Source organism: Pedobacter sp. CG_S7 (assembly GCF_040544395.1).
GTDB lineage: Bacteria > Bacteroidota > Bacteroidia > Sphingobacteriales > Sphingobacteriaceae > Pedobacter.
This window is the reverse complement of the sequence record NZ_JBEONS010000040.1, coordinates 1-21,388: the sequence shown is the minus strand read 5'-3', so window position 1 is coordinate 21,388 and position 21,388 is coordinate 1. Positions and strand designations below refer to the sequence as shown.

Below are 21,388 nucleotides of genomic sequence, written 5' to 3'. Positions count from 1 at the left end.
TGTATTCGTTCTTACCGTTTTCTCGGCGGTATTCTTACCGAATGTTGTGTACTCCTAATTGCCAAAAATCCTGCACTTATACTTACCGGCTACATCGTTTAGATCAGATTCTTAAAATGCAATAAAACAGGCTTATGAGGTGCCTTCCTATATACAATTCTAACAGCAAGCCAAAAGAAATCACATTCAATCATTTTGATTGATTTTCCAATTTTTAGAAGCAATATCTAAAAGCCAACCTTCCGTTATCAATCCTTCAAAAAAGGAAACAGTCTGTTTTCTTTATCCTTACCTTTAATTTCTGGCATTGAAAAAGTAATAAACTGATTTGGATAATCAGCGTTATAATGTATTTCATACTCAAAGGTTTATTCCCCCTCATCGGTTTCAAAAAGTAAACCAGCTCATAAATCTTGATGAAATATTTGCTTTTCTCATCATTCGTTATCTCTAGAGCTACTACTGTCTTGAATTGGCGCTAATATATACCCAAACATTTATAGCACTTGATTTACACTGGAAAGATTAAGATTTTCTTTACCCTATTCAATTTTTCGGATCACAGTCAAGGCAATACCTGCCCTATCCGCAAATTCTTCTTGGATTAATTTCTTTTCTTTTGTCTTTTATAAATTGTAAAAGATTTTCCATTATATGTAATTGCTCGTAATTAAATCAAATACAACAAATTATATGCAAAGGCGTATAGAATATCTTAAAATCCTATTTTTATATGCAAATAACTTAAAAGTGGAGACCTTTAAGGAAACCTGCGCAAACCCGTATATTAGCGAACTTAAAAACAATCTATATTAAGACTTTTATAGTCTTTTACAATTCAGCATATATGATGAAGCGTTTATTTTCGAACTTACTATTTAAAATTTTTCTTGCCATAGTTCTAGGTATTGTTTTCGGACTGTATTTACCCGAATCTGTAAATAGGGTATTTACAACCTTTAATGATTTTTTTGGACAATTTTTAAATTTTGCCATTCCGCTGATAATAATGGGATTAATAATGTCTGCTATTTCTGATTTAGGCAAAAGCGCTGGTAAATTATTATTGCTTACTGTTGCTATTGCCTATGGTTCGACTTTATTTTCGGGTTTTAGCACTTATTTTGTCACAGCAGGAATATTTCCACAACTTTTGGCTACTCATGTAAATAATATGGCTCAGGTAGTAGGTTCTAGTCCTGAACTAAAACCCTATTTTAGTATTAGCATCCCACCTGCTTTAGATGTTATGACTTCTTTGTTTCTAGCTTTTATTATTGGCATAGGGGTTTCATATCAAGAGAAATCAAGCTTAAAATTAGTGGTGAAAGACTTCCAGACTATCATAATGCAACTCATAGAAAACGTAATTGTTCCACTATTACCATTATTCATATTGGGGATATTCACAAGTATGTCTTATAGTGGAAAAGTAGTTTCAATCCTCTCAGTATTTATAAGCATCATTGGAGTAATTTTTGCCCTACACATTTTATTATTATTAATTCAATACACTATTGCAGCTGTAGTTACAAAGAAAAATCCTTTTAAGCTATTGCTAACAATGACGCCAGCATATTTTACAGCATTGGGTACACAGTCTTCGGCAGCTACTATTCCTGTTACTTTGGAGCAGACTTTAAAAAATGGGGTTTCAGAGAGAATTGCTGGTTTTGTAATTCCTTTATGCGCTACGATCCATCTATCTGGAAGTATTATGAAAATTACCGCTTGTGCGATGGCATTAATGATTTTAAATGGAATGCCTTTTGATTTTACACTTTTCGCAGGTTTTATATTTATGCTAGGAATTGCTATGGTTGCAGCACCTGGTGTTCCTGGAGGAGCAATTATGGCAGCTGTGGGAATCTTACAATCTATGCTGGGTTTTAACGAAGAGATGATTGGATTAATGATAGCACTATATATCGCAATGGATAGTTTTGGTACTGCATGTAATGTAACTGGCGATGGTGCAATTGCTTTAGTTGTTGACAAAATAACAAGCTCTAGCGAAACGAAATAACCTATTTCAAGGCTGCTTATAGCTAAGATCAATTACACCGATAGTGTTTCACCAACTTGTCATTATTAAATTAATGCTTCTCAGAAGCTATTATGCTCCTGGAGAATTCTATCCCCGAATAGAATAAATAATTGTGAAAAAGCCAGTCTCCAATTGTGGAATGGCATCGTCCATTTTTCACTGATGTTTTTAATAACCAGATATATCAGTTTCATTAATGCCTGCTCAGATGGAAAAGCGCCTTTAGTTTTCGTGATTTTTCGGATTTGCAGGTGTATACCTTCAATCGGATTAATGGTGTAGTTGATTTTTCTTATGATATAGTCATATTCAAAAAATGGAGAGAGATTCAACCAATTGTCCAACCAGGATTTGCAACTCAGGGGATATTCTTCCCTCATTTCTCTTCAAATTCAAGTAAACTTTCATAGCCCAACTGCTCATTGTTGGCCTGATAAATGGGTTTCATATCTTCCATAACCGCTTTTTTATATTTTTCAGGAATATAACGCATGGAAGAGCGGATTTGGTGAACGATACACAACTGAACTCTGGTTCTGGGGAAAATCATTTCCACAGCCTCAGGAAATCCTTTCAGGCCATCTATGCAAGTATTAATGATATCCTGGACACCACGTGCCTTTAGATCAGTCAGCGCAGAAAGCCAGAACTTAGCACCTTCACTTTCAACGGCACCATTTACCCTCACCTTGAAGAACATACAATCTAGGAATACAAAAGGGTAAACACTCTCCAATGCTCGATTTCGCTATTCTTGAACCGCGGGAAGTACACTATCAGTAATTATTGAAATCTCTGCAGGCAAAATATCCATTGTATACATTTCATGAACATAATCCCGCATTCCACGTGTGCTCATGCCCATCGCATACATAGATAAGATGTTGCCTTCAAGCTCTTCAATAATGATCAATTGCCGCTTGGAAGCATTCTTTGGCTCAAAGGTACTAAGCCTGTCCCTACTAATTTCCATTTCAAATTAACCAGCACTCAAACTGCGGACAGTCTTCTTGCTTTTTCCGTTTCTACGATTCGGCTGCTCCAATCACTTGCTCTCAGAAAGATGTTGATCCAGTTCACCGGCCCATCATACCTTCTAAAAAATGTTTCATCATCGGTGCCAAAACCCCGTCTGTGCCAGTCATCTTACCTGAGTAAAGACTTGCTATTGCTTCCTTCTTAAAGGATTCAAAGTCAAATTCGTCTTGTGTTACCATGAGATATAGTGTCCAAGTGTTTAACGTGTCTCTGACACAGTTCGCGTTACACGCTCGGTAATAGATAAATCTAATACGTCATTAAGCTTAAATATAAGGCTCCCAATACGGTTTCAAACATATTAACTAATTCAGCATCCATATACAGATATTCATCAGGGATTTCCAATATGATTACTTCCTTGCCATTCAACGATGAAGAATACTTTTAATTCAACCATTGTTTATGATTCTTTTCAATCACAAATATTAAATCTGCCCATTCTGCAAGCTTTTCGTTTACTTTAATTCGCGCCGAGTTGGAAGTGCCAGCAGAACGAACACTCAAGCCTTGAACATTCTTGAAGATATCCTCGGCCGTTCTAAATCACCATTTATTTCGACTGCAAATGAAAAGAAAATTACTTGGCATTCCTCCTATTTCCGAATACAGAAAGTAAAATATATTGACTTTCAAATAGTTATTACAGCGCAGATACAAGCTTTGATAATTTAACCTATATTATCTGTAGAAGAAAACAAAACCGGTCCTAATCTCCTTTAATACGTCTATCCTAATTTCGACCTCTTTCTCAAAAGTTTTATCTTCTAGATATAGTGAATACTTATCAAGAATTCTTAAAACCCTTTCAACCAGCATTGGAGAATCACTAATAATCGGGAGAATTTGCCGACCTAATAACTGGGCAGAAATAGTAAGCCTGCTATCTAACTCCAACAGATCTAAATATTCTTCTTCGAACAAAACCTCACCCATCATATAGTCATAATGCTCAACTATATTCGCTATATCTTTTAAATCTTTATACCGGTTTTCCGGACGATCATCATAGGAGATAAGTTTTAATAACACAATTCCAGGTAAAGTACTTACCGCAAAAACATGACCTTGAATTTCAAGTTGAGCCGTACCTTTTTTAAATACCTCTGCAAAGCCATTAGGTATAGCAGTCAACGCTATGGAGTGGCTTAAATTAAGTCCATCAATGTTTAACCCCCCAAAAGGTAATATGTCAATTTGTGTACGACTATCGAATAAAAAGGTATATCTGCTGGATTTGAGGGCCGAAAATCGACCGGTATTGATTAGTTCGGTTTTGAGATTTTCATATTGATTTTCATTTTCTACAAATACGGCTAAATCTAAATCGTTTGTAATACGACTAAGCATTACGTCATGTACTCCCGACATCCACATATCTTTTGCAACAGCTCCAATTAAATAAAAATTCACATCAAGTCTTGAAAGATGATCTTCAAGAATGCTGAAAACTTCTTTTAAATTCTCAAGCCTGATTTTATTTAAATCTATCTTGTATATGTTGCTCATAAATTCTTTCCGCAATTTCTAAGTTTCGTGGATCTCCGTGATTCAATAAATCTGTATAAGCTAGTATTTCTGGTACGTATGCATTTTCATCCTCGTTGTTAATCCAAAATTTTTTGTACAACTTTAAGTTACCATTTGGATCCGGCAATAACTTTAATTCTTTCATTATCTCAAGCCTTTTTTTGCTTGTATAAATTGTAAATTCTGCAGGCCGTAAATGATTTGTGATTAGAGCACCTGCCGGTTCCCCTCCCCATTGCGTTTCACTCACATTTAGTTCAATCTCATTCCAATTCACGATATCATCATTCTTAACAAAACGAAAACTACCGATAAATAGGCTTGGCTTTAATTTAATTTCATATTCTTGGATCCAGCGTAGCAAAAGTTGCTTAATATTAATTAAAGCTAATTCTTTTCTTACAATAGAAATGATATACCCCAAGTCTTTTAATCCATTAATAACATTGTGAACAGTATCTAAAGAGACATCTATCTTTTCTGAAATTGTTCTGTAAGGCAGATTAATTATCTCCGGATCTTGTAAGAAAGCAAAAACCACTTTTAATCCTGTTTTAGTGAAAGCCCTATTTTTCACTTCTTCTTTCATGCTTTCTTTCTTCTGGCCATCGATAAAAATATACATTGAATTAATTGCTAAATATAGATTACCAGCGGCATCCAGGTAATTAATTTTTTCCCGCCTTAATTCTTCCTTGACGCTAGTACTTATGTGCATTGCAACTATTACTAAAGGTGAAGTATCAGCTTTTCTGGTCCTTAAATAAGGTAAATCCATGAGTCTAGGTTCGCTTTTATATTCGGCTACCAGTCTCGTGCACTTCTTATCAAACTTAAAATCAATCTGTTCCTCCGCATGACGATTTGCAGAAGGTATTCCGGAGATTTGAAGTTGAGTCGGCATCTTAGCGGATGCTAGTGAAATAACTTTTTCTATTTTGTCTGCTTCCATGTTCGTTTATATTTGTTGTTTGCAAAACGCGAACAAACAAATATAACGAACAAATAGTATAAAAAGAATTACCGCAGACTCGTTTTATCAATTATCCCTTAAACACATTTTCCCTATGCCAATTTAACCCATCCACATTAGGATAATGAATTTCATTATTTGGTAATGATATATTATTTCCCGCCAACTGCCTTAGTCCATAAGGATGCACTAGTCGTTAGATATACTCACCAATCCGCGATCAAAAGCTCTATGCAGATTCGGGCAAAGTGCAATACCATTATTTACTTTATCGTTATGAGAATAACTGAATGGCACTATGTGGCAGGCATCAACAAAACTATAGTTGAAAGTACTCGTTAATTGCATCCCGGTGAAACTACATTGATTGTTATAAGTTTTTGGAACCAACTGTTTGAAAAGACCGTTACGGACGAAGACATCTTCTTCTGTATGGATACTTACGTGTTTATATTGTGCTTCAGGTTCATTTAGCACGTCGATAATTTGAACATGCAAATAACCATCACCACGCTGCTTCACCGCTAAGTAACTGGCTTTATGTTCTGCAAAGTAAACGTCTAACAGTAAATGTTTGAGGCTGAGTCTTGCCTGTTAATCAGCCAATAGGAAGAATAACTCCTCAATGAAATAACCATAGGCACACACTGCCGCTAAGGTAGTTATGGATTTAATGTACGAATTAATTTGACAGCCTGGATATGCTTGCAAAAACCAAATTTGTGCTCCTGCTGCTTTTTCACTTTGTAAATAAAAAAAAGGTTGAGTAAAATCTGCCTGATGTAAAGTAGGGACTAATAATTGCCAATTTTCTTTAAAAGTGCCTACTAAATCTGCATTTACTGGGATAGCATTGCTTACTACTAAGCCTTTCTCTATTAGTTCAATAATGCTTAACAATAAAACAGGCTTATGAGGGGCCTTCCCATAAATCGTATTCCCCCGTTTTAAACGAGAAAAGGCGCTTAGGTATTTTTGTAACAACTCTTTCAATTCTTTTTTTTAACCTACCGCTAACTTTCCACTCTCTTTCCAAATATAGGCCGGCATAGGTTCCTGAAGCTTCCATTCTACGTTCATTGGCTTTTCACCACTTGTTTTCATAAAATCCGCCTTACCTAAAAACACATACGACATGGTATTTCCATATTCATCTTCATTCTGTTCCCGTACAAAAATCAGGATATTTCTTCCAAGAATATGTTGAGAAATATAGGCCTGGCCAGACGCATTTTCAGGAGATGCTCTATTTTGAGACTGCCAATGAAAAAGTGATTCACTAATAGCATAATCGTCATACAAAGTTGTAGGCGAATATTCCTTTTCTGATTTTTTTAACGTTACAAACAAGGCCTCTGTATTCAACTCTTTATTCAAAGCAATACCTTCCCTATTTGACGACTTTTTATCGAATCGATGGAACTGTAAAGCAGCCAGAATTTCATCACGGTTGTACCGGCTGTGCATTCGCAAAGGCATTTCATAATTTAACTCAATTTCTTTCTCTATGAAATCTACTTTATTAATCAGTATGACGACTACCTCTGCAAGTTCTGAAACCATAATAGGACTTGTTAACAACGCGGTTAAACTTTCTTCCAACGAGTCAAATTGGAGCTTAGGCCCAGCGTCAAGCCAAATATCATAATGAAACATGAGTTGAAAAAGCTGCTCTTCTTGGCTAGCAGCAGTTAAAATAAAATTCCCGGCAATTAGTTTTTGGATAAATCTAAAATAGCTGATAGAATTCCCCTGCATCAATCGTTTGATGCAGCGTTTTATTTCTTTTTCATAAGGCTCACTAAATGGAGAAATTATCCCTGCATCGGCACATAATAGCTTCCAACTCCCTCTTTTGTAAATTTGAGCCAATTCTAAATGGTGAAAAGCAGTAAAATTTGCTAAAGTTAAAGCCAGGGTCGATTGATGAATGAAGTTAACGATCTTCGAAATCAATTGATTCCTATTTAAGTTCAATGCCTTTTTAATGTTCTGGAGAATGACTTCCTTTGCTTTTTTCTCTAATATTATAGAACATCCAAGTGGAAGATGTGGGAAATCATCTTCAATTTCTTTAAGGATCGACGTGTGGGTTTTCCCTACTAATGACCTGAATTTATGTTCAAAGTCATACTCTGCTCTTGCTTGGCCGACAAAATCTAATACAGTGAGACAATCTTTATCATCTGCTAATCTTAACCCTCTCCCCAATTGCTGCAAGAAGATCGTTAAACTCTCTGTTGGCCTTAAAAACAAAACGGTATCCAACTCAGGCACGTCTACCCCTTCGTTAAAAATATCAACAACGAAAAGATAATTGATTTCTTTGTTACGTAAACGTGATTTAGCAGATGCTCGCTGTTCTTTAGCATTTTCACTAGTTAAATAATCTGCTTTTAAACCCGCATATATAAACTTTTCAGCCATATAACGCGCATGTTCCGTACTCACACAAAAGCCTAACGCCCTGACGTTGTTTAAATCGGTGAGGTATTTTTCACAGTTAGACAGAATTTCTGCAACACGCCGATCATCTTTAGTGTAAATTTTTGTGAGCTCTTTACTTTCATAGCGACCATTTTTCCAAGTTACCGTATCAAGATCTATGGTATCTGAAACTGCAAAGTATTGGAACGGACAAAGTAGTTTCCTGTTCATTGCCTCCGGAAGCCTGATTTCCGCTGCAATAACATTGCAGAAATCTTTCAAAATATTGTCACCATCCATTCTTTCTGGTGTGGCCGTCAGTCCTAATAATATCTTAGGCTCAAATTTCTCCAAGATTGGCCGATAACTAATAGCCGAAATGTGATGAACTTCATCTATTATTATAAAATCATAAAATGACGCCGATAATTGTAGATCTGCAATACTATTGTTTAACGTTTGAACTGATGCGAACACATCATCATACGATGCCGGCTCCAAACCATCCACCCATAACTCGCCAAAGTTCGCATCCCTTAATACATGACGAAAAGTCTCCTGAGCCTGAATCAATATTTCTTTTTTATGCGCGACAAATAAAAGTCTTGCACGAGGGAATTTGACTTTAAATCTTTTATAGTCGAAAGCAGAAATGACCGTCTTTCCAGTACCGGTGGCTGCTACCAATAAATTTTTGTAACGCTGATGAACAGCTCGCTCCGTAGCCAGCTTTTCCAATATCTCTGTCTGATAAGGATATGAATTGAGATCAAAAAAAGTGGTTATTCCAACAGTATGATTGTTTTCTTTAGTGATCGCACGATGCAACCGCGCTTTATCCTCTCCGAGTTTATAATACTCAAATTCCTTATCTTCCCAATAGGTGTCAAAGGTCTTTTTAAACTTATCAATGATATGGCCAACTTCTTTGGTGGTGACTTTCAAGTTCCATTCCAACCCATTCGTTAATGCGGATCTGGAAATATTAGAAGAACCAATATACCCGGTATCAAAACTAGAATCCCTGAGAAACAAATAAGCCTTGGCATGTAAGCGTTCATGCGCCGTATTGTATGACACCTTAATGTCGGTGTTTTTTAATCCGGCTAGAAACTCTATTGCCTTTACATCCGTTGCCCCCATATAGGTGGTTGTTATAATTCTCAGTTTCCTCCCACTATTGGTAAATTCCTCCAATTCTTGCTTAAAGATTCGGATGCCAGAGAATTTTATAAAGCTCACTAACCAACAGATCTCGTTGGAGGATAGGATTTCTTTTTTGATTTCGCTTTCTAAAGATATTCCCGAGTTGCTGCCTGTGAAAAGCTCACTTTGGCTTAGCCGGGTATAAGGCATAATCTGTTTAATCCGTTCTGTAAGATTTGGATAAGGAAAATCTATTTTATTAAATACCGCCTGTAAAAGTTTGCCTTCATTTTCAATGAGATTTTCTGTTAGCATTAAATCTGGAAGTTCACGAATAAGAACCTGTACGATTTGATTCGATATGTCTATTTTTTTAAGGATGTCGCCCTCACCTTTTATAGCGTTTAAGGCGAAATTGATGGTTTCAGAAAGATATTGACTTAAATACCTAGAGGCCTCGTCTTTATCTAAGGCCACACTACTGACAAAAAAGGTGTCTTCTTTGAGATTCGCGAGTTTATTGCTGACAATCTTGGTAATTAGTTGTTCGTAGATTCCTTCTTGTAAAGGCATAGCATCTTCTTAATGTTTTTAATTTATAACCCGCTCAAAAATCCCGACTACTTTGAAACTATTGAGTTTGTCTCCAGACAATTCTATATTCTCAAAGTTAGCATCTGTTGATAACGGCTTTAATGTAATGGACTGATGATTCCAACCATCTTCATTCATTTTCTTTTCTCTATGATATTCCTTAACCGTATATCCTGAACCAAAGTCACTGTCCTGAACATGTGTGCTTTCTACGAGCACTGTTTTACCATTTCTAGTTCCCCCCTCATCTTGCCTAAAGAGACAGTAAGCACCATTTGGTATTTTTTTATTCATGGATTCACCAACTACCTTACATATGAAGTAGCCTTTTTTTGCTGAGATGTTAAATGGGAGTTCAACCCAATCAAAATTCTCATGAATCTGCAAATCACTAAATCCACCGGCAGCAGCCGAAATATCAACCAAGGGAATAGCGTTTACATAAGGGTTAATCTCATTGAATGGCAGTATTCGAAAGGGAACTTCCGCTTTATATGTTTTAATATGTTTTTTAAAATACTCGTTTAAATCTTTATTGCAGGCATAAACAAAAGCCCCTTTTATGCCCCTATACATAATCGTTTTTATAGATATTCATGATATAAGATTTTAAGTGACTGATATTTGCTATGCCATTTTTACCATTCTTATCAAAATACATATCCCGATCTATTTCAATACAATCAGTCAGTTTGTTATATGTTATTTCCTTCCCGAAAATCACCCCAGTATAATTTAAATCGTACCCCCTGTGTGGTATGAATACATCCGATCTCCTGAAATGCATTTGAAGAATTGATCCAATCTTTATCAGTTTGGTTCCATTGAAAATCTAAATCATCAATTCTAATATCAATAGCATCTTTATTTTCTTTAGACAGCCATGGCCAGGAATAACCAGCTACAAGTCTGCAAAGACCGTATTTTTCTTCCTTTTCACCTAGTTGATTATACATAGTCTTCAAGGAATCGAAAACCATCAAATCATAGTCTGTCGGCTCGTATTTTGATGTTTCAGTTCGTTTAACTTGCAACAATTCATCGACGAATCTGATATAGTTATTACCTCCTTTTACTCTCATTTGAGATTTAAGTTCGAGTTTCAATGTCTCCTCATCATTTAGTAAATTATCAAACGCCTCAGCATTAATATCAGAAGGCTTAACAGATTGAGCAGCATCGTAAAAGAAAATCTGGTTTTTACTGTTCGCGATAATCCAATCTAATTCATTTCCCGTGTCGTCTAAACCAAGCTTTTGATTGTTTTTTCTAAAAGCACCCATCCAACTGATATTCCGAAATTGCCTTAACCGGTGTGCTTCGTCTACAATTAATAGATCGTATAACTCGGCAGACCTAAAGGTATCTGAGGGATTTAGAATCATGGAAGCTTTTAATCCAGGTATCTTTTTAAAGACGCTGGCCAAGGACTCTCTTAGTGAGGTCATAGCGATAACTAAGCCGATTTTTGCTTGCGGATACTTAGCTTGAAAAGCATTTATGTATTTTATTTCTTTTAATTCGTCATCATTGTATTCTTCGTATGACTCGTCGACGTCAGAATTTAATAGCTTGACTAAATAAGTTGCTAAAATAGTCTTACCGGTTCCCGCACTTCCACTTATGAAAATCTTATTTGATCCTTTCCGCGTTAGGCCTTGTAGAATTTCCAGGACTGAATTGTATTGATCTTCATTTAATGCTTTATAGGGAGAATATTTGAAAAGTTCAGAATTTTCAATCTCCTTTAGCGATTTACTAACTACCTTTTTTGCCAAAAGCTTCAGCCAAATTTCCTTAAACAGGTCTTTGTAAAGATCCTGTTGATAATAGCTATGATTGATTAATCCGAAGTTGCCGTTCTGTAAAGCATAAGTACCTTCTGCAGTAAGGTATTGAATTAAGTTTGATTCGATATCTAGCGTAGCAGATTTATTAAATTTATCACTTCCAATGATCGATATTTTATTGAAAACATCAGCCTTCTTGGGTTTCGCTAAATGGTTTCTAAATCTATGCGATGCATTGGTAGATTCACCTACATAAGCTACCTTATTTACTTCATTTTGAATAAAATAGACCAAAGGCCATTGGTTCTTCACCCATGTGTTTTGTTCAATTATACCTAAAGCCTTTTTGCTAAAATCGTATTGCTCAGAGACTTCAATTGATAAATCAAATGACCAACTCATAGTTCGTTATACTTTTTAGAAGTACCTTTTGACTTATCTGCAGGATATTTTTCAGCGTTCTTTCTAATTTTATTCATTACAATTTCATTGACATCAAATTTGTACTTATCCGCCAATAACAATGCGTATGCTAGTACATCGGCCAATTCATCCTTAACTTTTTCAACGTTGGCTTCTTCCGATTTTTTCCAAAGAAATAATTCATTTAGTTCAGCTGCCTCGATAGATAAGGCTAAAGCCAAATCTTTCGAATTATGAAATTGTTCCCAATCTCTTTCATCGCGAAACGCCACAAGCACTTTCTGAAGGTCATCCCAATTATTCATTGTGCAATATAATATTTTGGCGAATAGGAAAAGATATTTAATGATAATGAAAACCAACTTATCCCTAGAACTAAACTTAAAGCTGAGTGCGTATACCAGCATAAGTTCGCAGACAAAGAGCAAGCAGCACTCATCGTTTTTGAATATATAGAGACTTGGTATAACCGTAAAAGGCTACATTCTGCCCTGGGGTCCTTGTCCCCAGTAGAATTTGGAAGAAACTTAAATAAACAAAATATTGCAGCTTAACCGAATGTCAACTTTATTGTTGCAATTCCATTGACTGAAAGCGATTTTTCAAGTGCCGATTGTACTGGCATAGGCTGATGAAAAGAAAAGATGCGATCGGTCAACATCGCTGCTTCAATTTCTGCCATTGCACAGGAAACATTAAAACCAGGGGTCATTTTTAGGACCAGGTCGATTAACGTACCACCATCACCAGTACCGTAATCTATCCATAGGTTTTTAACCTCACTTACTTAAAGGATGGCGTTCTTTCTTCCCTAAAAGAAGAATGGTACATGGAATAACCGCAGTAGCGTCTTGCAGGATATATTCGTCTAGTTTTTAAATAATCATGGATTTGGATTTGGTTGATTTCAATTGCAGTCTTCATAGTTGCTTTATTTAGATTGTGTTTCTCGTCCCATTCGTACACCTCGATGTACCGGATGTTTTTATCATTAGCACTCCTGCCAATAGTAAAGACTGAATCCGCAAAATTTGACTTCATCTTTGACCCTTGCAGATCATTTAGATTAATCGGCCGCCAATCATCTACTTTCTTATTATGCTCCAGAATGATGAAAGTTAAGCCCTAGGCAGATTTCAATTCACTCAGGCTATTCATGATGGGGATCGTGTTTTTTGCAGAATCAGTATCACCTGAGACAACTTTGGTCATGTTATCTATGATGATCACACTGGCTTGGGTTTGGCTTATGCTGTCCTTTAAGGATTTGATGAAAAACTTCTCATATTCCATTTCAGGCATCGTTCTTAACGAAGCGTAACTTGCTCTGAAAAATGTTTGTGGAAATTGGAAGTGGACACCATCTGGATTTCGGTAGCGTTTTTCGAATTGCTTGTCTGATAACTCCAGGTCTATGTAAAATACAATCCAATCGGCTTTAGCAATTTGGATTCCGACTTGAACAATGAGTGCGGTTTTCCCTATACCAGTATCTGCAAAAAGGATGATTAATTCGCCTTGGATGATGAGCGGTGAGAAAAGCTCGATAGGATCAGGCAGATTAGCAGCGTCTTTTAAGACTTGATTTGCTGTTCTGACCTCAAACATCGAATTATTACTATTTGAATGTTGGTGGTTGGTTTCCATTTAAATCAATTTTGAATGAATAATTTAAAACGGTACCTTTAGGTTGTAAGCAGCGGTACCCATCTGTGAAAATATGAGGCGGAAACATGGCTGTGTTTTCGCCTTTTTTATTTCACTTGTACGTGGTGTACCTATCTTTTAAGGAATATTGCTCAGCTTCCTGTTATATCTCCTCAACAGTTTTCTTACGCCCAGTTTTTACCCAGTCTAATAATTGGCTTCTTGAAAAGTAAAGCCGTTTAGACTTTTTTAAAACTGGTATGCGGCCCCAGGAACTTAGCGCATAGACGGTTGCCTTTGCGAGAGATCATTGGGACTGGCCTCAGTTTTTGAGGGAGGACTTTCGGATAGCACCTTTCTAATGCTATGCTCGATGATTGTAGATAGTTCCTCTTTTTTTAATGATGTGAACATTAGATCTTCCATATTGCTAAGTATTTGATTAACAACCACAAATAACAGAGAGTATGGAAGGATTCCATTACACTTTGTACAGTAAATGGAAAGTGTAAAAAGTATATTGATCAAGATTTAAAAATATTTAAAATAATGATTTATGACAGAGGGACTTAAGTAACTAAACAAAGAGATGTAAGCATGGACAAGTATAATAATATATTTTTTGTAGATTAACCAAAAGTTATTTCATACTAATTAACAATTAAACAGCAAGTACATTCCAAGAAACAAATTAACGCTCCTATGTCACAACAAGAATTCATTTCAAATTTATTCCAAGAGAAGTCCACCTATAACTACCCAAGTCAAGCTGAGGACGCAGCAAACCTACTTGACATTGTATCAACTGATATCTATTCTGAAAGCCAGCGATTTGCATATGAATTAATTCAAAATGCAGATGACGCAGCTGTTGATGCAAATAATACAGTTCATTTTGAATTTTTCGATCATTGCATCATAATCTCTCATAATGGTTTACCTTTTGAAGAACGTGATATAATCGCAATTACAAGTGCCGGTTCAAGTACTAAAAAATCAGATGAAAATAAAACAGGCTACAAAGGCATCGGATTTAAATCGGTTTTCGGCAAATCGAAACGAGTAACTATATTCTCCGGCGGGTATCAATTTCGCTTTGATAAAGATGCACATAAAACAATGGTACCTTGGCAAATCATTCCTATCTGGACTGAACTAGCCGAACTTTCAATCCCTGTACAAAAAAGTCTTATAAAGAACCAATTTACGGTAACTACTGTCTTAGAATTTGAAGAGACTAATTCATTTTATAAAGATCTAGAGGAGTTAGTTGGAAACGGCCAAATCCTACTATTCTTAAGGAAAATTAATAAAATTTCCATTTCAAAAAATGGAAATGAACTCTTGTATGTTGAGAAGAAAATCATTTTTAAGAGCACATTGTTTAACGAAGTTGTTCTTTTTAAAGACAGTAAAGAAATCAGTGCCTGGGTCATAAAGACTTTTGAGCAGATTGAAATCGATTCTCAAACAAAACTAGCAATAAAATCAGACCCTAAAACTCCGGAAAAACTTAAAGCTGCCAATTTTACGGAAATATCATTTGCAGCTAAGGTAGAAAATGAGCAAATAAAGCAGCTAATGTCTTCTGAAAGCTTAATATTCACTTACCTACCTACCAAAGTAAGTCAATTTAATTTTCCGTTTCTGGTTAACGGTAATTTTCTAACGACAGCAGCTAGGGAAGGTTTACATGAGGACCGAGCATGGAATCAATGGCTAATGGAAGTGATTGCTGAAAAAATTATCGACTGGATTGCGGTTTTAGCTTCTTCAAAATTCGAACGCTCTATTTTAAGTATTCTGCCGGAAAAATTTGTTCAAAACGGAAATCCCTTAAAAAAGTGCTTCAATTTATCATTTGGCAATGCGATCAGAACTAAAGAGTTTGTTCCAACAGCTCAGGGTTTAAAAAAAGTTTCAGAAATAATTATCGATAACTCTAGTTTGTCTGACTTAAATTTCTTGTCAGAAATAATCTGCGAGTATATAGCTGAAAAAGAAAACAAGGACAAAGCTATACTTCAATTTGCAAACTCAAATCTATTTAAGAGGTATAAACTGAAAAAGATTGGAGCTATAGATTTTGATGAAGAAGGAATTGTGCCTTTTTTGAAATCACCAGTATTTAAACGCAATTTTCAGGTTCAAGACAATTATGCTTTAATAGAATTCTTCTTTAAATTCAATGACCATGACTTTCATAACAAATTGAAAGACCTGCCTTTCATTTTTGCTAAAGGGAGAAAACTAAAAGCACCGAAGGAAGTTTGTTTTCCAACAAAAGAATTCATCACATCTCACGGCAAACAAGGCGCAGTTATTCTCGAGTCGGTGTACAGAGATATTGTTAAAAATCCTGATTTAAAATTGTGGTTAGAAAAGCTGGGTATCGAAGAACCATCAGATATAGCCTATGTCGAACGTGAAATCATTAATAATATAGCAACTTATATTACTGGCAGTAATTGGTTTGAAACTACAAATTTTTTATTTGAACTACATCAAAAGGGCGAGTTGAGCGATGGGCACTATGAAAAACTCCAACATCTTAAATTATTAACAAAAGGAGGGAGAAGGATAGTATCAGCAGTTAACTGCTATTTACCTGATTATTATAATCCAAGGGTTGAGATTGAGAGCTTTTACAATAAGGAAGACTTCTATATATCTGAAATGTATTGTGTAGATGGTTCTTCGAAAATCTTATGGAGAGACTTCTTCATTAAAATCGGGGTGGCTGAAAATATAGATTACAAGGAGCATAAGTGGCTATCTCGTTCTAATAGCGGAGAGTGTAATGTGAAATTCTTTGATCAACATAAAGGAATGGATTATCATCCTTGGTACACACAAGATTCCTATCATGTAACCTTCAACTATTATAACATTAACAAAATATCGTTTATTGAACTAGCGGAAGATTTTGATTTTTCTAAGATATTCTGGAAGCAAGTTTTGCAACAATTGGATTTATCGAAGTTTAACCAAGGATTTCACGGTTATTGGGGTGATAATTCGGAACCACATAACCGAAAAGAAAGCTACAATAAATGGGTCATTGACAATATGCCCGTTATTCCTACCACATTAGGCCTTTGTAAATTAGCTAGTGAAACATTTATCAACGACGATGAAATAATGAAAATTGCAGGTGATTTTCTCCCGGTGTTAAGTTACGAAGGACTATTACCTGCCGAATGGAATGAGATTCTTCGTTTGAAGCAAAAATTAGAATTAGAGGATTATCTAGTTGTATTAGAGGGAATTTCCAAAGATTATAAGGCAGAGCAACAATCAAAAAACAAGAAACAGGTTGGATTAATATATACCAAAATTGCTTCAGAAATACCTAAATACACAAATAAGAAGAAAAAACAATTGCAAGATTGGGCATTGAATGTTCCAATTTTATCAAAACAAGGATCATTTGAATTAGCAGCTGAACTTTTTTATATAAAGGTTCCCAAATTTACAGTTGAAGCCCAGGAGATGAAAACCGTGTATCTCCCTGATAGCAATATGGGAGATAGCAATATCGATGAACTTTTCAGATTATTTGGCGTCCAAATTATCGATGATTTTTTACCTCGGATAATTTCACCTATTGAAGAAAATCAATTAAAGTTGAAATTACAGGCGATTGCACCATACATTTCTTTAATAGTGGCAACAAAAGAATCTGCCAACTTTGAGGATGTATTCAAAGAAATGACAAATATCTTGTCCCTCACTCATCTTTATGAATGTACTGAAATATCTTTAGCGTTTGTTTACCAATCAGAGAAAATTAAAGGTCCAAGCGTCAAAACCTTTATTGAGAGAAATAATATTTATTTTGTTGGTAAATGGAACTCTCCGATGACGTTATATTCACTTATCCCTGAAATAGCAAACCTTCTTGGAATAAAAGATGAAGAAGAGGAAATTCGATTAGCACTTCAGTCGACGATTGAGGAATTCAAAGACTGGCTCACTCAGGTCGGAATAGATTACTCAATTATCCCGGAGAAAGCAATTAAACAGTCTCAGGCATTCAGTGAAAAATATTCAAGAAATTTAACCCCGATAATTCAGAATGAATTGTCAGAACTGTTACATGAAAATAATATCTCAATAGAACAATTGAAACAAATTTTATCAGATCATCATAATGGGCTGATGGAAGAGAATATTAGTTTTCCATCTAGCAAGCATTTGGAGCAAAAAGGCAAGAATGAAGAAAATAGGGTTGCACGGGAATTAGTTTACAAACGGCTATTAAGCGAAGGTTATGAATTTACTGGTACAAGTGAGAATAATTCTGTGATAAATGGGGTTTATAAGGACAGTGTAGAATGTCCCTTGGTCGTGAAGAGCTACAAAAATTCCAGTTATAAGTTCAATATCAGACCTAACGAATGGTTACAATTATGTAAACCGAACGCGATGTTTTGGGTTCATAGAGGAAACCAAAACCTAGAAGTGTTAAACATTGAGGGCCTATTACGTGCTAACTCCCAATTTCACGTTCAATTTGAAACCTCCACATTTTCTTTTGATGCATTAGTAAAGTTTGCAGAGGTGTTTAGATTTGTCAAAAATGTTTATTTCCAGCTGGATTCACCGAATTTTACTGCAGCTAATAGTTCTGAAATTTATATTTTTAATGGGGCGACTGGAATTGTAGAAACTGGTGGTGATGTTAAAGAACTGATGCATTAATGACTTACGAAAGGCAACAGCATTGGCAATTTTTAGGCGAAGAATTAAAAGCACAAACCGAAACGTTCAATCAAAAGTTAAATACTTCTGCGCTTTTCCTATTACATGAACGTGAGGAATTATTTGTTGCGCAATTTCTTAAATTTCGGGATGGAGAAATGATTCTAAAATTTTCAAATAGACGTGGTGTTCCAAGGCAGCGCGAATATTTGAATTGTTTTACTGTCCCGAAAGACTTACGTAATTATAGAAATTGGGGAAGAAAAACTTATGGCGATTTAATCAGATCCCAAACAAACTGTACAGAAATTATATGTATTTGGCATGCGCCATCTACTGAAAATGACTTTAGTATTTGTGCCTTTCGAGGAATGGAAATAGAATTTGCTAACAATATTCAGAATGCAGATGGTATAATTTTGATTTTAGGCCCCAACAAACCGCCAATAGAATATTTAAAAAATCTTCAAAATATTGTTAACAATGAGAGTGATGAAGCAGTGAAAAACATTCTGGATCAAGATTTTCATTATTCAAATTGGAAGCCAGTACTACTTGATAATAAAAAAAATACTAAAGATTACCTGCTGGCTCAATTGCTACTTCAAAATACTTTAATTGTTCAGGGCCCTCCTGGTACTGGAAAAACACATCTCATCGCAGAGATATGTGCAAAGTTATGCACTGAAGGTATGTCCGTGCTAGTAACTGCTTTAACTAACAGAGCGTTAATAGAAATAGCTGAAAAACCTGCATTAAATAGCATGTTATTAGAAAATCTAGTTCTTAAAACTAAACTTTCACTTGACGAGTTGATTGCAATTGAAAATCTACAACCAGCAAAGGAAATTAGCCCACAGCCAGGAAAGCTAATATTATCGACATTTTACATTGTAAGCGGCCAAGCTAGTCAATATGTTAATAATCCACCGTTTGATTATGTAATTGTTGACGAAGCAAGCCAGGCATTATTAGCAATGTTTGCAGCAGCTAGAATGTTAGGTAAAAAGAATATTTGGATTGGTGATACCAAACAATTGCCACCAGTTGTTGCGGTAAACGAAGACCAGCTCGTAAAAAAGAATTATGGGTATTTAGTTAATGGGTTGGCAGCGTTGATAGATTTATCTAAATTGCCAATTTTCCAACTGACAGAAACATTTAGACTAACAGATAGAGCTGCATATTATACCGGTCTATTTTATTCTAATAATCTAACCTCTAAATCACTAACGCTTTTAAAGCAACCACTAGAAGTGGGCGTAAATGGGGCGGGTAGATATTTTCACCAGGCTGGTGGACCGACATTAATTAAAACTGATTTAGAAATAGATGATCTGAAACCCACAAATGCGGTACTAATTACACTTGATCTTATCAATTATTTAATATCCATTGATCATAAATTAAACATTGCTGTTTTAACTCATTTCGTTCAAACGACCAAAATATTACACAAACATATTTATCAATCCTTTGGAAATCGAAAGAACATTTTGGTAGATACTGTTGCGCGAGTTCAGGGTTTAACCACGGATATATGTATTTTCATTGTTCCAAATGCAAGTTATTATCGGTCAATAGAAAAGAGACTGTTCAATGTGGCTACTAGCCGATCTCGAAAAAACACAATTATTATTGCTGATAAGGAGGTTCTAGATGGTTATCACATGGATTCCGAGGTTAAAAACTACTTAGAAAAACTAGATAAGGATTTTTCATTTTATGTGAAGATGAAAAATACAAATATAAACTAAAGCAAGTGTGACGTCAGTTGCATATAGATATAAATTATTAAAAATGAAATTAATCAACAAACTCACTCCTTTTCTAGAGAGTCTATTTCAGCCTTGCGTTCAAATATTGCGTAACGCTGCGAAATTTTTCGGGATGTCTTACGAGGAGATTAACATATAGATTTTCGTAATTATTGAGCCAATAGTATTTATTATAATGATGATTTGGATTATTTCCCTAAGAAAAAAAATTCGCACCCTTAAACTTGTCAAGCATGGACAATGACAGTAGAATCCTTAATATAGACCCCGATTATCAATCCACATTGGGGATGAAGTTATTGCATGTATTTTCCGATACAGAAAATAGAAATTCACTGTGTATCAATACGTTACAAGCTTTTGGGTACGATATAGGTACAAATTATTATAAATATAATAAACTGAATATCAAAGAGTTATTATATTTTTCTACAGAAAGTAAAACACGCTGTAAATCATAAACTTAGGTGTATGCCAGGTACAGAAAATAAAATAGAATGCAATTTTAATATTTTTCAACGTCAGCCATATCTTGGTTAATAAATTTCTAGAAAGAATTTAAACCATAATTTTAAACACAGAAAGCGCTTTGAACAATAGTTATGAAAAGCGTTTAGTGGTGACCATCTCGAGAATTAAGTTGAAAAAACATTAAAAAACAAAGTCGCGAAAGAGTGTCATTAAAATAAAGTCCCTCACCATTTCGTTTATTAGTACAGAGCGGTGCCTTAGTGAGTTTGGCTACCGCTATCAATCAACGGAGACGAGACCCAAATCTTCTGTTCAGCGAGCAGGCAGAAATATGATTCAATGCCAGCGTGGCAACTATATAAGGCGCTCTTGCTGGGTATTGTTATTTCCTTTATGTTTGATTGAACTGATTTATAAAATCAAACACGGTAATGATCAGAATTTATGCGTCGAATAGTCTACTTTTACTGGAATATACTGTTGAAGCCGGCCCAGATTGGGTGAAGGAAAAACTGCGTGAGGATGGGGAGTTAACTTTAAAAAGGACTTTCAGTTTTGAGGCCAAAGACCTGTTAGATGAAACAGATCGGGAACTCGTTCAAAAAGACTTTGAAAATCAAAGAAGTACCGGTGAAGATGAAAAAAGTGATGACCCTTTCGAGCAGGAAGGGGAAGCAGTAAGCTTTATACTGGGCAAATTAGTTGCAGACTATTATCAGATAGACTATAGTACTCCCTATTGTTAGGACAATAATTCTTACAATGTTAATTATTAATATTGTTATTGTTGCTTGAGGTGTGGGAATGTGGGAAACTCCCT

18 protein-coding genes and 2 pseudogenes are annotated in these 21,388 nt (G+C 35.4%); 6 read left to right on the top strand and 14 right to left on the bottom strand.

Going from position 1 to position 21,388, the window contains the following annotated elements; all coding sequences use genetic code 11:
• The first annotated feature begins 847 nt into the window (after positions 1 to 847).
• Positions 848 to 2,026 (top strand): dicarboxylate/amino acid:cation symporter, encoded by a 1,179-nt coding sequence (locus AAKU52_RS15295; protein ID WP_354335080.1) that lies wholly within the window; start codon positions 848 to 850, stop codon positions 2,024 to 2,026.
• 80 nt (positions 2,027 to 2,106) lie between these two features.
• Here the strand turns inward: AAKU52_RS15295 and AAKU52_RS17560 are convergent.
• From AAKU52_RS17560 to AAKU52_RS15235, 10 genes and pseudogenes are all read right to left on the bottom strand, one after another.
• Positions 2,107 to 3,264, bottom strand: a pseudogene (locus AAKU52_RS17560) (IS256 family transposase).
• A 502-nt stretch (positions 3,265 to 3,766) separates the two neighbouring features.
• Positions 3,767 to 4,594: a hypothetical protein gene (locus AAKU52_RS15275; RefSeq protein ID WP_354335072.1), complete on the bottom strand. Its 828-nt coding sequence runs from the start codon at positions 4,592 to 4,594 to the stop codon at positions 3,767 to 3,769.
• Positions 4,563 to 5,567, bottom strand: coding sequence for a type IV toxin-antitoxin system AbiEi family antitoxin (locus AAKU52_RS15270; protein WP_354335070.1), 1,005 nt, complete (start codon positions 5,565 to 5,567; stop codon positions 4,563 to 4,565). Before AAKU52_RS15270 ends, AAKU52_RS15275 begins: the two co-directional genes overlap by 32 nt.
• 210 nt (positions 5,568 to 5,777) lie before the next feature.
• The gene (locus AAKU52_RS15265; protein ID WP_354335068.1) at positions 5,778 to 6,110 is read right to left on the bottom strand and encodes an HNH endonuclease; all 333 of its coding nucleotides are present in this window, start codon (positions 6,108 to 6,110) and stop codon (positions 5,778 to 5,780) included.
• Positions 6,111 to 6,182: 72 nt separating this feature from the next.
• The gene (locus AAKU52_RS15260; RefSeq protein ID WP_354335066.1) at positions 6,183 to 6,581 is read right to left on the bottom strand and encodes a hypothetical protein; all 399 of its coding nucleotides are present in this window, start codon (positions 6,579 to 6,581) and stop codon (positions 6,183 to 6,185) included.
• Between the two features lie 9 nt (positions 6,582 to 6,590).
• Positions 6,591 to 9,734, bottom strand: a complete 3,144-nt coding sequence (locus AAKU52_RS15255) for a DEAD/DEAH box helicase (protein WP_354335064.1) — start codon at positions 9,732 to 9,734, stop codon at positions 6,591 to 6,593.
• Positions 9,735 to 9,752: 18 nt separating this feature from the next.
• Positions 9,753 to 10,331: a S24 family peptidase gene (locus AAKU52_RS15250; protein ID WP_354335062.1), complete on the bottom strand. Its 579-nt coding sequence runs from the start codon at positions 10,329 to 10,331 to the stop codon at positions 9,753 to 9,755.
• The gene (locus AAKU52_RS15245; RefSeq protein WP_354335061.1) at positions 10,324 to 10,542 is read right to left on the bottom strand and encodes a DNA/RNA helicase domain-containing protein; all 219 of its coding nucleotides are present in this window, start codon (positions 10,540 to 10,542) and stop codon (positions 10,324 to 10,326) included. Before AAKU52_RS15245 ends, AAKU52_RS15250 begins: the two co-directional genes overlap by 8 nt.
• Complete coding sequence (locus AAKU52_RS15240) at positions 10,451 to 11,947, bottom strand: DNA/RNA helicase domain-containing protein (protein WP_354335058.1); 1,497 nt, start codon at positions 11,945 to 11,947, stop codon at positions 10,451 to 10,453. The genes AAKU52_RS15245 and AAKU52_RS15240 overlap by 92 nt, the downstream gene beginning before the upstream one ends.
• Positions 11,944 to 12,273 carry a nucleotide pyrophosphohydrolase gene (locus AAKU52_RS15235; RefSeq protein ID WP_354335055.1) on the bottom strand — a complete coding sequence of 110 codons (330 nt, stop codon included), beginning with the start codon at positions 12,271 to 12,273 and terminating at the stop codon, positions 11,944 to 11,946. The genes AAKU52_RS15240 and AAKU52_RS15235 overlap by 4 nt, the downstream gene beginning before the upstream one ends.
• 33 nt (positions 12,274 to 12,306) lie before the next feature.
• On the opposite strand from AAKU52_RS15235, the gene AAKU52_RS15230 reads away from it, so the two are divergent.
• On the top strand, positions 12,307 to 12,522 hold the full coding sequence (locus tag AAKU52_RS15230) for an IS3 family transposase (protein WP_354335082.1): 216 nt from the start codon (positions 12,307 to 12,309) through the stop codon (positions 12,520 to 12,522).
• Here AAKU52_RS15230 and AAKU52_RS15225 read toward each other — a convergent pair.
• The 4 genes and pseudogenes from AAKU52_RS15225 to AAKU52_RS15210 form a co-directional block, all read right to left on the bottom strand.
• Positions 12,519 to 12,680 carry a hypothetical protein gene (locus tag AAKU52_RS15225; RefSeq protein ID WP_354335053.1) on the bottom strand — a complete coding sequence of 54 codons (162 nt, stop codon included), beginning with the start codon at positions 12,678 to 12,680 and terminating at the stop codon, positions 12,519 to 12,521. The genes AAKU52_RS15230 and AAKU52_RS15225 overlap by 4 nt on opposite strands.
• Before the next feature lie 71 nt (positions 12,681 to 12,751).
• Entirely contained in the window at positions 12,752 to 13,009 is a 258-nt protein-coding gene (locus AAKU52_RS15220; protein ID WP_354335051.1) for a hypothetical protein, read from the bottom strand.
• Positions 13,010 to 13,093: 84 nt separating this feature from the next.
• Complete coding sequence (locus AAKU52_RS15215) at positions 13,094 to 13,615, bottom strand: AAA family ATPase (protein ID WP_354335050.1); 522 nt, start codon at positions 13,613 to 13,615, stop codon at positions 13,094 to 13,096.
• Positions 13,616 to 13,778: 163 nt separating this feature from the next.
• Positions 13,779 to 13,904: pseudogene (locus AAKU52_RS15210) on the bottom strand (helix-turn-helix domain-containing protein); the annotation flags it as partial.
• 413 nt (positions 13,905 to 14,317) lie between these two features.
• Between AAKU52_RS15210 and AAKU52_RS15205 the strand changes: the two are divergent.
• The 4 genes from AAKU52_RS15205 (at position 14,318) to AAKU52_RS15190 (ending at position 21,314) form a co-directional block, all read left to right on the top strand.
• Positions 14,318 to 18,319 (top strand): sacsin N-terminal ATP-binding-like domain-containing protein, encoded by a 4,002-nt coding sequence (locus AAKU52_RS15205; RefSeq protein ID WP_354335048.1) that lies wholly within the window; start codon positions 14,318 to 14,320, stop codon positions 18,317 to 18,319.
• A complete protein-coding gene (locus AAKU52_RS15200) occupies positions 18,319 to 20,076 on the top strand; it encodes an AAA domain-containing protein (protein WP_354335046.1) in 1,758 nt (585 codons plus the stop codon). Before AAKU52_RS15205 ends, AAKU52_RS15200 begins: the two co-directional genes overlap by 1 nt.
• A 254-nt stretch (positions 20,077 to 20,330) precedes the next feature.
• Complete coding sequence (locus tag AAKU52_RS15195) at positions 20,331 to 20,558, top strand: hypothetical protein (protein ID WP_354335044.1); 228 nt, start codon at positions 20,331 to 20,333, stop codon at positions 20,556 to 20,558.
• A gap of 441 nt (positions 20,559 to 20,999) precedes the next feature.
• Positions 21,000 to 21,314, top strand: coding sequence for a hypothetical protein (locus tag AAKU52_RS15190; RefSeq protein ID WP_354335042.1), 315 nt, complete (start codon positions 21,000 to 21,002; stop codon positions 21,312 to 21,314).
• Positions 21,315 to 21,388: the final 74 nt, after the last annotated feature.

Bases quoted from the DNA above. Each gene is read 5' to 3' on its own strand.
- AAKU52_RS15190 (WP_354335042.1), top strand. From the start codon at position 21,000: ATGATCAGAATTTATGCGTCGAATAGTCTACTTTTACTGGAATATACT.
- AAKU52_RS15200 (WP_354335046.1), top strand. From the start codon at position 18,319: ATGACTTACGAAAGGCAACAGCATTGGCAATTTTTAGGCGAAGAATTA.
- AAKU52_RS15295 (WP_354335080.1), top strand. From the start codon at position 848: ATGATGAAGCGTTTATTTTCGAACTTACTATTTAAAATTTTTCTTGCC.
- AAKU52_RS15195 (WP_354335044.1), top strand. From the start codon at position 20,331: ATGGACAATGACAGTAGAATCCTTAATATAGACCCCGATTATCAATCC.
- AAKU52_RS15215 (WP_354335050.1), bottom strand. From the start codon at position 13,615: ATGGAAACCAACCACCAACATTCAAATAGTAATAATTCGATGTTTGAG.
- AAKU52_RS15250 (WP_354335062.1), bottom strand. From the start codon at position 10,331: ATGTATAGGGGCATAAAAGGGGCTTTTGTTTATGCCTGCAATAAAGAT.
- AAKU52_RS15205 (WP_354335048.1), top strand. From the start codon at position 14,318: ATGTCACAACAAGAATTCATTTCAAATTTATTCCAAGAGAAGTCCACC.
- AAKU52_RS15225 (WP_354335053.1), bottom strand. From the start codon at position 12,680: ATGACCCCTGGTTTTAATGTTTCCTGTGCAATGGCAGAAATTGAAGCA.
- AAKU52_RS15270 (WP_354335070.1), bottom strand. From the start codon at position 5,567: ATGGAAGCAGACAAAATAGAAAAAGTTATTTCACTAGCATCCGCTAAG.
- AAKU52_RS15220 (WP_354335051.1), bottom strand. From the start codon at position 13,009: ATGAAGTCAAATTTTGCGGATTCAGTCTTTACTATTGGCAGGAGTGCT.
- AAKU52_RS15235 (WP_354335055.1), bottom strand. From the start codon at position 12,273: ATGAATAATTGGGATGACCTTCAGAAAGTGCTTGTGGCGTTTCGCGAT.
- AAKU52_RS15275 (WP_354335072.1), bottom strand. From the start codon at position 4,594: ATGAGCAACATATACAAGATAGATTTAAATAAAATCAGGCTTGAGAAT.
- AAKU52_RS15240 (WP_354335058.1), bottom strand. From the start codon at position 11,947: ATGAGTTGGTCATTTGATTTATCAATTGAAGTCTCTGAGCAATACGAT.
- AAKU52_RS15245 (WP_354335061.1), bottom strand. From the start codon at position 10,542: ATGCATTTCAGGAGATCGGATGTATTCATACCACACAGGGGGTACGAT.
- AAKU52_RS15255 (WP_354335064.1), bottom strand. From the start codon at position 9,734: ATGCCTTTACAAGAAGGAATCTACGAACAACTAATTACCAAGATTGTC.